This window comes from Halomonas litopenaei, assembly GCF_017303055.1.
GTDB classification, from domain to species: Bacteria; Pseudomonadota; Gammaproteobacteria; order Pseudomonadales; family Halomonadaceae; genus Halomonas; species Halomonas litopenaei_A.
In genome coordinates, this window is sequence record NZ_JAEKJT010000003.1 from 367,715 (window position 1) to 381,351 (window position 13,637).

Sequence of the window (13,637 nt, forward strand, 5' to 3'; positions counted from 1 at the left end):
ACGCAGCAACACGTACCCAAGTAACGTGGTGCTTGTACGCTGCCCTTCGTGGCTCAATCCTCCGGGGCTCTGGCGTAGCCTGGTGGCCACCATCGGCGAACTCTCCGCGGGCGTCGCAGCGCTTGGCCGCTTTCGTATTTTCTGCTGGCTTCGTTCTTCTCTCGGTGTTCGCCGTCAATATTAGGACACACTATGAGAATGCTACTATTTGCCTGGCCTGATGAGCCCATCCGCCCCCTTGACCCGCGTTGCCTTCCTCGAGCGCTTCTCCGAAAGACTGCGGGACAAGAGGCTATGTAGGCCCACATTACGAGGTAATGTGCATCATGCAAACTGATCACCTGTATCTCAACGACGCTTATCAAGTCGCATGCAGGGCCATCGTGTCTCATGTCTCAAAAGAAGGGCTACTGCTTGACCAAACGGTTTTCTACCCACAGGGGGGAGGCCAGGCAGGAGACAGCGGCTGGTTGACCCTGAAAGGTGGGTCCCGGTTACGGATTACAGAGTCGCGCAAGGCAGGTGAGGCATTTCCTGACAAGAATACCGTGCAGCATATCCCGGCTCTTGGTCAGACACCCCTGCTTCAGAGAATCAAGCCTGGTGACGAGGTGTGTGCCAACATCGACTGGCAGCGCCGCTACCGACACATGCGCCTACACACCGCCGCACATATGTTGTGTGCCGTGCTGCCGTATTCGGTCAACGGCTGCAGTATTACCGCTGACTATGCGCGCCTTGACTTCGTGACCAGCGACCCGCTGTCACGTGAACGCATTGAGACAGCCCTGGCGGCAATGGTCGAGGCGGCGCACCCGGTGACGGTCGAAACGATAAGCGACGAGGCACTGCAAGCCCATCCAGAGCTCGTGCGCACCATGAGCGTCTATCCGCCCATGGGCTGCGGGCAGGTGCGACTCGTGAACATCAAGGATACCGATCTACAGCCATGCGGGGGGACCCATGTCGCCAATACACGGGAGGTTGGCGCGGTGAGCGTGTCCAAGATAGAGAAGAAATCGGCGAGCACTCGCAGGGTGGTACTGGCACTGGAATGGCCGAAGGCAGAATGAGTCGCGCGCACAACGACGGATGCGCTCTCGGAACGGATCACCACGCCATACTCTGTCCTCTCCCCGTGTCGTTCCACTCTCCACGAAAAGCACAACACCCGCCTAGGCGGGTGTTGTGCTGATCGAACGGTGTACACGCAGTCTCAGGCCAACACGGTCTGGCCCGGCGACATCACTCCCACTCAATCGTCGCCGGCGGCTTGGACGACACGTCGTAGGTGACGCGGGAGACGCCGGACAGCTCGTTGATGATGCGGTTGGACACCTTCTCCAGCAGCTCGTAGGGCAGGTGCGCCCAACGAGCGGTCATGAAGTCGATGGTCTCGACAGCGCGCAGGGCGATGACCCACTCGTAGCGGCGCCCGTCGCCCACCACACCAACGGACTTCACTGGCAGGAAGACGGCGAAGGCCTGGCTAGTCTTGTGGTACCAGCCGGAGTTGTGCAGCTCTTCGATGAAGATGGCGTCGGCTTCGCGCAGGATATCGGCGTACTCCTTCTTCACCTCACCGAGGATACGCACCCCCAGGCCCGGCCCCGGGAAGGGGTGACGGTAGACCATGTCGTAGGGCAGGCCGAGCTCAAGTCCCAGCTTGCGCACTTCGTCCTTGAAAAGCTCGCGCAGCGGCTCGACCAGCTTGAGCTTCATGGTCTCCGGCAGGCCACCCACATTGTGGTGCGACTTGATCACGTGAGCCTTGCCGGTCTTGGCCGCGGCGGACTCGATCACGTCCGGGTAGATGGTGCCCTGGGCCAGGAAGTCCACGCCGTCGATCTTGGCAGCTTGTTCATCAAACACGTCGATGAAGGTGTTGCCAATGATCTTGCGCTTGGCCTCGGGGTCGGCCTCGCCCTCGAGCTTGCCGAGGAACAGGTCTTCGGCGTCGGCGCGGATGACGCGAACGCCCATGTGCTGAGCGAAGGTCTCCATGACCTGGTCACCTTCGTTCTTGCGCAGCAGGCCGTTGTCGACGAATACACAGGTCAGCTGGTCGCCGATGGCCTTGTGCAACAGGGCGGCCACCACCGAGGAATCGACGCCGCCAGACAGGCCCAGTAACACGTGACGGTCGCCTACCTGCTCGCGCACCCGGGCGATCTGGTCTTCGATGATCTTGGCCGGAGTCCAGTTGCGTTCAGCACCGCAGATGTCCAGCACGAAGTGCTCGAGGATACGCTGGCCCTGCTGGGTATGCGTCACCTCAGGGTGAAACTGCACGCCGTAGAAGCGCTTTTCTTCCCAGGACATGGCAGCGATCGGACAGCTAGGGGTGGAGGCCGTCACGGTGAACGCTTCAGGCGCCTGGGCAACCTTGTCGCCGTGGCTCATCCACACATCCAGGAGGCCGCGACCGGTCTCGGGATCAACGTGGTCCTTGATGTCCTTGAACAGCGCCGTCTCGGCATCCAGGCGAATCTGGGCATAGCCGAATTCGCGCTTGTTGGAACCTTCGACCTTGCCGCCCAGCTGCTCGGCCATGGTCTGCATGCCATAGCAGATGCCAAACACCGGCAGGCCCATCTCGAACACGCAGGCAGGCGCCCGCGGCGAATCCAGCTCGGTCACCGACTCCGGCCCACCGGCCAGGATGATGCCATTGGGGCGATACTCGCGGATTTCTTCTTCGGTGATGTCGAAGGCGCGAATCTCGGAATAGACGCCAATCTCGCGAACCCGACGGGCAATCAGCTGGGTGTACTGGGAGCCGAAGTCGAGGATCAGGATCTTGTGGGCGTGGATATCGGTCATGGGAATTACCTTGCAGGCGGTGGCCAAAAGGCCTGGCGATCAAAGGGCAATAAAGTGAAAAGCTGGAAGCGCCAGGGCGCTTCCAGCTTCAGGGCGACGGTGGACGCCTCACCCTACGCGATAGTTCGGGGCTTCCTTGGTGATCTGCACGTCATGCACGTGGGACTCGTTGAAGCCGGCACCCGTGATCTTGACGAACTCAGGCTTGGTGCGCATCTCGTCGATGCTGGCGCAACCGGTATAGCCCATGGACGCTCGCAGGCCACCCATCAGCTGGTGCACGATGGCGCTCATCACCCCCTTGTAGGGGACACGGCCTTCAATGCCTTCCGGTACCAGCTTCTCGACACCGTCATCCTTGTCCTGGAAGTAGCGGTCGCTGGAACCCTGGGTCTGGGACATGGCGCCCATGGAGCCCATGCCACGATAGGCCTTGTAGGTACGTCCCTGGAACAGTTCCACCTCGCCCGGGGCTTCCTCGGTACCCGCCAGCAGACCACCCACCATGATGCAGCTGGCACCGGCTGCCACCGCCTTGGCGATGTCTCCAGAGAAGCGCACACCGCCGTCGGCGATCAGCGGAATGTCATAGGGCTTGACCGCCTCGGCCACGTTGGACACGGCCGTGATCTGGGGCACGCCCACACCGGCCACGATCCGGGTGGTACAGATGGAACCGGGACCGATGCCCACCTTGACCGCGTCGGCGCCCGCCTCGGCCAGTGCCTTGGCGGCGGCGGCCGTGGCAATGTTGCCACCGATCACCTGGATCTGGGGGAAGTGCTCCTTGACCCAGCGCACGCGCTCGATGACGCCACGGGAGTGGCCATGGGCGGTATCGACCACGATGGCATCGACGCCAGCTTCTGCCAGAGCCTTGACCCGGTCAGGGGTCTCGGGACCAGTGCCCACGGCGGCGCCAACCAGCAGACGCCCATCGGCATCCTTGGCGGCATTGGGGAAGGTGCGCGCCTTCTCGATGTCCTGGAAGGTCACCAGGCCGCGCAGGCGGAACTCAGCGTCCACCACCAGCATCTTCTCGACGCGGTGTTCCTGCATCTTGCCCTTGATGACGTCCAGCGGGGTGCCTTCCGGTACCGTCACCAGACGCTCGCGCGGGGTCATGATGTCCGACACGCTGTCGCCATGGTTGGGCTGGAAGCGCATGTCACGCTCGGTGACCAGGCCGACCAGGGTCTCGCCTTCCACCACAGGGAAACCAGAGAACCCGTGTTCCTTGGCCATGGACAGCAGATCCTGCAGCTTGGCCTTGGGACCTACGGTCACCGGATCCTTGACGATGACGCTCTCGTGCTTCTTGACCTTGCGCACTTCCAGCGCCTGCTGGGCAATGCTCATGCTCTTGTGGATGATGCCAATGCCACCTTCCTGAGCCATGGCAATCGCCAGACGGGCTTCGGTCACAGTGTCCATGGCAGCAGAGGCGAGGGGGATATTCAGGAAGAGGTCGCGAGTCAGGCGGGTCCGGAGGCTGACGTCCTTGGGCAGAACATCGGAGTAGCCGGGAACGAGCAATACGTCGTCAAACGTAAGTGCTTCTTGGGCCATACGTAGCATAATCGGCAACACCCACAGAGGCTTGGAGGGAGGGAAGAAGTTAATCGCGCATTATAACGTTTCGCCCCACCATCGGGCAATGTGCCCACTCGATACTGCCATGGCCCGGCCCTGTCCTGCGCCCTCTTGCACCGTCCTCAAGCCCGCCTGTGACGGGCGCTGCCTGCCCTCGATGAAGTCCCGCTATCGACGCGACAGCCCAGCTTCATCTGCGCCCACTGCTTATCTGTATCGAGAGTCTCCCTGTGTCGAGAGTGACCCCGTGTCGATCGATGCTTTCGCATCCGCTGTCTCACCCTTTATCTCCGACGGTGCCTCTATCTCCGACGGTGCCTCGATGTCGGCCTTGCCTGCGCTATCGCCAAAGCGTGCTTCCCAGCGATCGATAAACTCCTGGCGCCGCACCGGATCAACAAACGCCAGCAAGGACGCCTTGGGCAGAATCGGATACAGCCTCTCCCCGACCTGAGAGCGCAGCCGTGCTGCCGTATAGGGCCCGGTCACGTCGGGGCGAATGCTGAACAGTGGGGTCTGCCCCGCCAGCACATGCTGGCCGGCTCGACTCAACAGAAACTTGACGAAGGTGGCGGCCGCCTGCGGATGGCGGGCGTGACGATGAACGAACGCCAGACGCATCAGCACCAGGGAGTAATCCATGGGCACCTGCACGATGACCTCAGGATGCTCCTGGGCGTAGACCATGGCGTAGGACCCCAACAGGTTGTAGCCCAGCCAATAACGCCCGTCGCTCAGCCCCCGCAACATGTCTCGCGTGCTAGCTTCCAGCTGGGTGTCGACCGCCCCCATCGCCGCCACCAGATCCCAGAAGCGCGAGGAATAGCGTGCATCCTGCTGTGCCAGGGTATAGCCCACACCGCTGTCCAGCGGTGAGTAGGTCGTCACCCGGCCGGACAACCGCTCTGCCTCGGTTGCCAGCAGGCGGTGCAGGTCACCATGACTCTGGGGTGGCAGCATGTGTCGGGACAGGTCGAGTCGATAGGCCATCACCACCGGCTCGAAGGTAAAGGCGAACACCTCATCGCGCCAGCGCGCCCAGGCTGGCCAGCTGTCGACTTCGGCCCCCTGCAGACGCTGAGCCAGCCCCTGGTTGGCGCGGTCCATCTGCCAGGGCATCGCAGAGCTGATCACCACGTCAGGGGGCTCTGCTCTCCACTCCGCTCTCCACTCCGCGCCCCCTGGCTGAGACTCCTCGCTAGGATCGGCCGACGCGGAGCCTGCCACCACACTGCGATCCACCTCAAGCGTCGACCGGTCGATAAAGCTCAACGGAATCTCCGGATACGCGTCGCGGAAGGCCTCAAGCAGAGGCTCGACCACATCCAGATCAAGAGCGGCCGAGATCACCAGTGGATCCTCCACCGTCGGCACGCTGTCCTGTGAATCACCACAGCCCGCCAGCGACACTGCCACCAGCGACAGCGCCATCACCCACAGCAGCATGCTTCGCCAAGGCTTCATGCCTGCCCCCCTACTGGCACGTCGCTCTTCTCTTCTGACGCCGCTGTCAGCGGAGCCTGTTGCATCTCGTCGTCGGCCAGCGGCAGCGACAGTGTCACCCTCAACCCCTGGGGCTGGCAGTGCGCGAAGGACAGCGTTGCCCCCATTCGGCGGGCCGTGGTCTCGACGATGGCGAGTCCCAGACCTGAACCAGCGGTGTCCTGGCGCCCCGCCCGCTGGAACGGCTGGCCGAGGGTAGCCAGCGCCATGTCGCTGACGCCCGGGCCATTGTCCACCACTGACACCTGAACACGCCGAGATGCCAAGTCCCTGGACGAGGTCTCTCGTTCCATCATCACCGTTATCGCGCTCCCTGCCGGGGTATAGCGCAGCGCATTGTCGATCAGATTGCCCAGCGCTTCTCGCAGCGCCCAACCCTCGACGCGCACCAGCACAGGCCCGGCGGGCACCTCGCCCAGCCCCAGGTCGTGATCCCGGGCCTGGTCTCGCCCCGCCCAGTCCAGCGCAACATCGCGCACCAGCGCGGTCAGCTCCAGCGCCGGGCATCCCTGATCCTGGTCAAGGTGCCTAAGGCGCGCCAACGACAGCAACTGTCCCGCCAGGCGACTGGTATCGTCGACCCGCTGGTGCACCCGTACCAGCGCATCGCGCCAGTGCTCTGGGGAATGACTGCGAAGCCCGAGTTCACAGGTGGTCTTCAACCCGGCCAATGGGGTCTTCAACTGGTGGCTGGCATCGGCGGTAAAACGCAGCAGATCTTCCCGTCCCTGGCGCTGACGGGCAAACAGGTGATCCAGGGCCTGGACCAATTCGTGCAGCTCCTGGGGCACCTTGGCCGACAATGGCCGAAAGTCATCGGCACTACGCGACCTGAGCTGTCGTCGCAATCGTCGCAGCGGCAGCAGCACTGCGCGCACGGTTAGCCCCATCAGCGCGCTGGTCATCAGCACCATGGCCACAAACCGCGACAGGGAGCCGCGGAACAGCGCCCAGGCGAGCGCCTTGCGGCCTTCCAGGGTGTGACCGACCCAGACCTGTACCGGCAGCTGACTGACCCAACCCGCCGAGGCCACCCGCTGCCCATGGACCCGCAGATCACCCCGGGAGGTCATCAAGTCGCGGGACAGGCCACCGGCATCCAGCCTGTCCTGCCAGGCGGAGGGGATCACCACCGGCCAGTTGCGCGACAATACGCCGCCGTCCTCGTCGAGCACTGCATAGAACACGCGATCCTGACTGTCGGTGGAGAGTATCTGCAGCGCCGCTTCGGGCACCACCACATGGGGCACCCCCTCTCGCCAGCGAACCGCTTCCGCAATCGTCAGTGCAGCCGCCTGCAATTGGGCATCGAAGGCGCGATTCGCCGCGCGCTGGCTGCTGATCCAGGCCTCCGCCATCAACGCCAGGCCCAACAGCAACACGGTGACCGACAACCACCCGAGCAACTGCCGTTTCAGCGAGCTCCCGAGGGTGATCACAGCATCGCTCCATGGCTAGACTGTCGAGACGACATCACGCGTCATCTTCCAGACGATATCCCAGCCCCCGAAACGTGCGAATCCGCAGTCCAGAGTCCTTGAGCCGCTTGCGCAGACGGCTGACATAGACCTCAAGGGCATTGGAGCCGACCTCACCAAAACCAAACAGACGCCCTTCCAGGGTTTCCCGCGGGGCAATGGCCCCGGCATGCAGCAGCAGGCTCTCGACCAACAGCAATTCGCGATGAGGCAGGGCCATGGGCTCACCGAACAGGCTGGCGGCACCGCTGGCCGGGTCGAAGGTCAGTGGGCCAAGGCTCAGGCGGTTATCGGCACGTTGCTGGCTGCGCCGCAGCAAGGCGCGCACGCGCGCTTCCAGCTCGGCCAATTGAAAGGGCTTGGCCAGGTAGTCGTCGGCCCCCAGGTCGAGTCCCCTGACTCGGTCATCGAGAGCATCCCTGGCCGTCAGCAGGATGACCGGCGTGCGATCGCCGCCATCACGCATCTCGGCCAGCAGCGACAGGCCATCACCGTCAGGCAGCCCGATATCGAGCAGCACCAGGTCGACGCCACCCTGGCGTAACGCTGAGCGCGCGGCGGCACGGGTCGACAGCACCTCGACAGTGTTGCCAAGCGGTGTCAGGGCCTCCACCAAGGAGCGGCTGATGAGGGCATCATCTTCAACGACGAGAAGGCGCATGAGACTAATGTCTTATCCGTAAATCAGGTGGATGACAGGTTGATGAAAGCTAGAAGGCCTAGCATCCGCTGGGCTGACGATACGCGCCGTATGCTTCGCTCCGGTTGGCCAGTGCTGCACGCCACTATCTTGCGCTAGCTTGCGCCAGCGCCGTGCCAGGCGCCGTCGGCAACACCAATCACTTTCGTCGACTCATAATAATATCTGATCAGGAGTACGCATGAAGACTACCATAGCCCTTCCCGCAGGCCTTGCTGCACTGCTGCTGGGTGCCAGCCTGACGACCGGCACGGCCCAGGCTTCCGACGACGCCGAGTGCATCGCTCCGGCCAAGCCCGGCGGCGGCTACGATCTGACCTGCCGTCTGGCCGCCAATGGCCTGCTCGAGACGGGGCTGATCGAAGACCCGATGCTGGTGACCTACATGCCCGGCGGCATCGGCGCGGTAGCCTACAACCACGTCAACGGCGTGCGTACCGATGACCCCAACCTGATCGTTGCTGCCAGCACAGGCGCCGCCGTCAACCTGGCGCTGGGCAAGTTTGGCCAGTATGACGCCAGCGAAGTGCGCTGGGTCGGCGCGCTCGGCGTCGACTACGGTGCCATCGTGGTCAAGGCCGATGCTCCCTGGCAGAACCTGGAAGAGCTGATGACCGCGCTGCAGGAAGATCCGACCCAGGTCGCCTTCGGTGCCGGCGGCAGTGTCGGCAGCCAGGACTGGATGAAGGCAGCCCTCACCGCCAAGTCCGCAGACGTCGACCCCAGAAGCCTTCGCTACGTGGCCTTCGAAGGCGGCGGCGAAGCCCTGGCGGCTCTGCTTGGCAATCACATCCAGGTCTTCACCGGTGACCTCTCCGAGCTCAAGTCGCAGCTGGAAAGCGGTGATATCCGAGTCCTGGCCGCATTGGCCGAAGAGCGCGTCGAGGGCCCCTACGCCGACATCCCCACCGCCGCGGAACAGGGCTATGACGTCGAGTGGCCGATCTGGCGCGGCTACTACATGGGCCCCGAGGTCAGCGATGAGGCTTACCAGGCCTGGGTCGAGAAGTTCGAACAGCTGGCCGAGAACGACACCTTCGCCGAGCTGCGGGAAGCTCGTGGCCTGTTCCCCATGGCGCTGTTCGGAGATGACTTCGACGGCTACGTGAAGGATCAGGTTGCGGAGTTCAAGCAGCTGGCCGCTGATGTGGGTCTGACACAATGAGTCTTGCCGCCGACCGCTGTCTGGGGATTGCCCTGATGGGGTTGGCGGCGTTTACCGCCGTCAACGCCCTGTCCCTCGAGGTGCCGTTCAGCTACGACCCCGTCGGCCCCAAGGCCTTTCCTCTGGGGCTCTCGATCCTGCTGGGCCTGCTGTCTGTGGTGCTGGTGATTCGTCCCGGCGAGAACGGCCACTGGCCGGACAAGCGCCTGGCGCTGCGCCTGATCGGCGTCCTGGCCCTGCTGCTGGTCTACGCCTTGCTGTTCCCGCGCCTTGGTTTTGCCATCAGCTCGATGCTGGTGATCGCCGCCCTCGCCCGGCTGTTCGAGGCAAGCTGGCCCAAGGCCATTGCCACCGGTGTGCTGATGGCCTTCGGCGGCCAGTGGCTGTTCACCCATGGCCTTGGCATCACCCTGCCCGGCCTGCCCTGGTAAGCCAGGCCACCGACGCGACCGCTTTCTGCTCAAGGTATCCCCATGTTCGACTTCCTTATCGAAGGCTTCGGCGTTGCCCTGACGCCACTCAACCTTGGCCTGGCCTTTCTTGGCGCCCTGCTGGGCACCCTGTTCGGGGCTTTGCCGGGGATCGGACCGATCAACGGTATCGCCATCCTGATGCCGCTGGCCTACACCCTGGGCCTGCCGGCCGAGTCCGCACTGATTCTGCTGGCGGGTATCTACACCGGCGCCGAATATGGCGGCCGGATGTCCAGCATTCTGCTCAACGTGCCGGGCGATGCCGGCGCCGTCATGACCACCCTGGACGGCCACCCGCTGGCCAAGAAAGGCCTAGCCGGCCCGGCTCTCGGCCTGTCTGCCGTGGCTTCCTTCATCGGCGCCACCATCGCCATCATCGGCCTGACCCTGTTTGCCCCGCTACTGGCCCGGGTAGCGGTGATGTTCGGTCCCGCTGAATTCTTCGCCCTGATGGTGTTCGCCTTCTCTTCCATGTCCGTCATGATGGGCAAGGATCCGATCAAGACCGCCATCGGCGCCGTGCTGGGCGTACTGATCGGCACCGTTGGCGTCGACTCCGGTACCGGCGTCATGCGCTACACCTTCGGCATGCCGGAGCTCTACGATGGCATCGACTTTGTGGTGATGATCATCGGCCTGTTCGCCATCAGCGAAATTCTGCTGATGCTGGAACACGCCCATCGCAAGGACGTGGACAACGAGCTGCCACCGCTGGGACGCGTGTTCGTCAGCCTCAAGGAAGTGCTGGCCTGCAAGGGCACCATGCTGCGCTCAGGGGTGCTGGGTTTCATCATCGGGGTGTTGCCAGGTACCGGTGCCTCGGTCGCTGGTGCCGTCTCCTACACCACCGAAAAGCGCCTGGTCGACAAGGACAACACCTTTGGCACCGGTGACATGCGCGGCCTGGCCGCCCCCGAGGCCGCCAACAACGCCTCTGCCGCCGGTTCGTTCGTGCCCATGCTGACCCTTGGCATTCCCGGCTCCGGCACCACCGCCGTGTTGCTCGGCGCCCTGATGCTCTACAACATCACGCCGGGCCCGATGATGTTCTCGCAGAACCCGGAAGTGGCCGGTGGTCTGATTGCGTCACTGTATATTGGCAACCTGGTGCTGCTGGCTCTCAACCTGCCCCTGGCCGGGGTGTTCGCCAAGGTGCTGACGATCCCCCGTTGGGTACTGGTGCCCGCCATCGCCGTGCTATCCTTCGTCGGGGTCTATCAGCTGCATTCCGACCTGACCGCCATCTACCTGATGCTGATCATCGGCGTGTTCGGCTACCTGCTGCGCAAGCTGGGCTTCTCGCTGGCCCCGGTCATTCTCGGCTATGTGCTGGGCGGCTTGATGGAAGAGAACCTGCGCCGTGCTCTGGCGATCAGCGGAGGCGATACCTCCATCCTGTGGCAGTCCGGCATCTCGCTGGGACTGTGGATCGCCGCCATCGCGCTGCTGGTGCTGCCGTGGCTGGTGCCGATGTTGCTGAAACGGCGTCCGTCAGCACAGTCTTGACGCTATCCCTGCGCGGCGCCTGATGGCGCCGCGCGCCGTTTATCCACGACCCACATCGACGGCCATCTGAACCGATCGACCACTATCCCCGATATCGTTACTTACCCACGACCCACTGCCGGTCGCCCTGCCAGGAGACGCCATGCCCGCCATTCCCTCTTCTCTTCCCTCCGGCGCCTGGCGATTCCTTCCCACCCTGGCCCTGGGCTCGGTGGGCGGCTACCTGGCCTACCTCATCGATCTGCCGCTCCCGTGGCTGCTGGGGGCGCTGATCACCACCACCCTGATCAGCCTGACCGGCATCAAGCTGGGTTCCCCCGGGCGCCTGCGCAAGGGGGTTCTGGTGGTGATCGGCGTCATGCTGGGTTCGGCCTTCACCCCGGAGCTTTCAGGCGATCTCTCGGACTGGCTGGCCAGTGCCGCCATCATGCTCGCTGCCACGGCAGTGATGATGGTGGTCGCGGTCGCCTTCAGCTACAAGGTGGCGGGGCACTCGCTGGACACGGCCTTGTATGCTGGAGCCCCTGGTGGACTGTCGGCGCTGCTGATGATGGCCCATGAGTCCGGCGCGGATCTCAAGGCAGTGGGCATCACCCACGCCGTGCGCATCCTGGTGCTGCTGCTGGCGATTCCTCCTATCCTCACCATCATGGGCCATGTGGATCTGGCCGGCGCCAGCAACGGGCCCACCCGCTGGAGTGAACTACCCACCCTGAGCGGAACCGCGTGGCTGGTGGCAGCGGCGGCTCTGGGCGCACTGGTAGGCAAGGTCCTGCGCCTGCCCAACGCCCTGCTGTTCGGCCCCGCCCTGGTGTCGTCGATACTGCACTTCTCAGGCATGACCCACGCGGTGCTTCCGCCTGCGTTGATCGCCCTGGCCCAGGTCGTCATCGGCACCTCGGTCGGCGTGCGCTTCGTCGGGGTCGCGCTGTCGGAGATGGCCAGGCATCTGGGGCTGGCCGTGGTGCAGGCGCTGATTCTGGTGATTCTGGCGGTCATCGCCGCCTGGGTCGGCCAGGCCCTGACCGGCATGTCCGTCGCCGCGGCCCTGCTGGCCTACATGCCGGGTGGCGCGCCAGAGCTGAGCCTGGTGGCACTATCGCTCAACATCGAGCCGGCGTTCGTCACCTCCCACCATCTATTGCGCATCACCGTGCTGCTGATCGCCCTGCCGCCGCTGGTGACATGGGCCCACCGGCGACTCAAGCGCTAGGCTTTGTCCCTCGCCGCCTGCGACTCATGCATTGGCGCTGAGAAAGTCCATCAAGCGCGGGAACACGTCTCGGTCGACCCGCGCCCCCATGAACACGTCCTGGTGGCCATAGCCCTCGACAACTTCCAGGCGGTGGCGACCAGGCGCCGCCTTCTCCAGTGCGCGGTGGCAGTGCAGATTGCTGTCGCTGAAGACTCGGTTATCGCGGCCGGTAAGCAGCAGGCATGGCGTCTCGATGCGCTCTGCGGCGACCAGGTAGTCATCGGGCAAGACGTCATACTCGGGCGCCTTGCGCATTCTCACGGTGCGATGCCCTCGGCGCAGCATCTTCATGACGTGACGGTGATAGTTGAGCCCTACCGGGCCATACAGGTCTCCACCTCGCCGGTGGGTGCGCTCGTCCAGGTTGTGATGGTGATATAGCGCCGGCCAGCCGGTGCCCCACATCAGCGACAGCATATGGCAGGCAGGCACGTCGCACTCCCGGTGAAACAGCGAGACGCCCTTCGACAGCAGCTTGCCCAGGGTCAGGCGAGGGTCGTCGCTCCAGCGCGGGCTGACATAAGGCTGCTGCAGGATGCGCTCAACGATAAAGGGAAACACGTGGCCCTTGACCATCGACCAGCGTGGCACGTGGGGCGTCAACGCCACACTGTTGAGCACGCAGGAGCGAATCCCCCGGATGGTGCCACCAAACAGAGCCATGGCGACACTCATCGACCCCAGGCAATGAGCAATGACATGCAGCTGCAGCTCATCCCCGGCGGGATCGCCGGTCAGGCGACGAATCGCCGCCACCGCTGCCGGTATGTCATACACCGCGCAGTCATCCAGAGAATAGCGGCTGGGCTGCAAGTTGTAGGGGTGGCGGTTGCTCATGCGGAAATCCAGCGTCCACACCTCGTCGACCCCTTCGTCCAGCAGAAAGCTTACCAGGTTGCGGTGTTCGGGCTGGATGAACATGTCGCTTGATGTCGTCAGCCCATGCACGATCATGACCGCCCGGCGCCCTTTGGCGCAGGAACTGGAACCGCGACTACGGACAAAACGCAGCAACGACAGCCCCAGACCGTCACCGGTGCAGAAGCCATGCTGGCTGATCTCGGCATCGGTCACGCCTTCCAGGGTGTGCAGTGCGATTTCCCGGACCATGGGGTCACCTCTCTATCATCGACCCTGCCGC

Annotated in this window: 11 protein-coding genes; 5 read left to right on the top strand and 6 right to left on the bottom strand. The window is 63.8% G+C overall.

The features are described 5' to 3' along the window. Positions 1-326 precede the first annotated feature (326 nt). Positions 327-1,073 (top strand): alanyl-tRNA editing protein, encoded by a 747-nt coding sequence (locus tag JF545_RS05635; RefSeq protein ID WP_206940101.1) that lies wholly within the window; start codon positions 327-329, stop codon positions 1,071-1,073. Between the two features lie 172 nt (positions 1,074-1,245). Here the strand turns inward: JF545_RS05635 and guaA are convergent, their stop codons facing one another. From guaA to JF545_RS05660, 5 genes are all read right to left on the bottom strand, one after another. Next, positions 1,246-2,823 (bottom strand): glutamine-hydrolyzing GMP synthase, encoded by a 1,578-nt coding sequence (gene guaA, locus JF545_RS05640; RefSeq protein ID WP_206940102.1) that lies wholly within the window; start codon positions 2,821-2,823, stop codon positions 1,246-1,248. 108 nt (positions 2,824-2,931) lie between these two features. Continuing rightward, positions 2,932-4,401, bottom strand: coding sequence for an IMP dehydrogenase (gene guaB, locus JF545_RS05645; RefSeq protein WP_206940104.1), 1,470 nt, complete (start codon positions 4,399-4,401; stop codon positions 2,932-2,934). Positions 4,402-4,623: 222 nt separating this feature from the next. After that, positions 4,624-5,880: an ABC transporter substrate-binding protein gene (locus JF545_RS05650; protein WP_242520700.1), complete on the bottom strand. Its 1,257-nt coding sequence runs from the start codon at positions 5,878-5,880 to the stop codon at positions 4,624-4,626. Next, on the bottom strand, positions 5,877-7,358 hold the full coding sequence (locus JF545_RS05655; RefSeq protein WP_206940106.1) for a sensor histidine kinase N-terminal domain-containing protein: 1,482 nt from the start codon (positions 7,356-7,358) through the stop codon (positions 5,877-5,879). The genes JF545_RS05650 and JF545_RS05655 overlap by 4 nt, the downstream gene beginning before the upstream one ends. A 34-nt stretch (positions 7,359-7,392) precedes the next feature. Continuing rightward, positions 7,393-8,058, bottom strand: a complete 666-nt coding sequence (locus tag JF545_RS05660) for a response regulator (RefSeq protein ID WP_206940108.1) — start codon at positions 8,056-8,058, stop codon at positions 7,393-7,395. 220 nt (positions 8,059-8,278) lie between these two features. On the opposite strand from JF545_RS05660, the gene JF545_RS05665 reads away from it, so the two are divergent. The 4 genes from JF545_RS05665 (at position 8,279) to JF545_RS05680 (ending at position 12,454) form a co-directional block, all read left to right on the top strand. Then, the gene (locus tag JF545_RS05665; RefSeq protein ID WP_206940110.1) at positions 8,279-9,262 is read left to right on the top strand and encodes a Bug family tripartite tricarboxylate transporter substrate binding protein; all 984 of its coding nucleotides are present in this window, start codon (positions 8,279-8,281) and stop codon (positions 9,260-9,262) included. Beyond that, positions 9,259-9,693 carry a tripartite tricarboxylate transporter TctB family protein gene (locus JF545_RS05670; RefSeq protein WP_206940112.1) on the top strand — a complete coding sequence of 145 codons (435 nt, stop codon included), beginning with the start codon at positions 9,259-9,261 and terminating at the stop codon, positions 9,691-9,693. The genes JF545_RS05665 and JF545_RS05670 overlap by 4 nt, the downstream gene beginning before the upstream one ends. 42 nt (positions 9,694-9,735) lie before the next feature. Then, positions 9,736-11,241: a tripartite tricarboxylate transporter permease gene (locus JF545_RS05675; RefSeq protein ID WP_206940114.1), complete on the top strand. Its 1,506-nt coding sequence runs from the start codon at positions 9,736-9,738 to the stop codon at positions 11,239-11,241. 142 nt (positions 11,242-11,383) lie between these two features. After that, a complete protein-coding gene (locus tag JF545_RS05680) occupies positions 11,384-12,454 on the top strand; it encodes an AbrB family transcriptional regulator (RefSeq protein ID WP_206940116.1) in 1,071 nt (356 codons plus the stop codon). A 24-nt stretch (positions 12,455-12,478) separates the two neighbouring features. Here JF545_RS05680 and JF545_RS05685 read toward each other — a convergent pair whose 3' ends face one another. Next, complete coding sequence (locus tag JF545_RS05685) at positions 12,479-13,606, bottom strand: alpha/beta fold hydrolase (RefSeq protein WP_206940118.1); 1,128 nt, start codon at positions 13,604-13,606, stop codon at positions 12,479-12,481. Between the last annotated feature and the right edge of the window lie 31 nt (positions 13,607-13,637).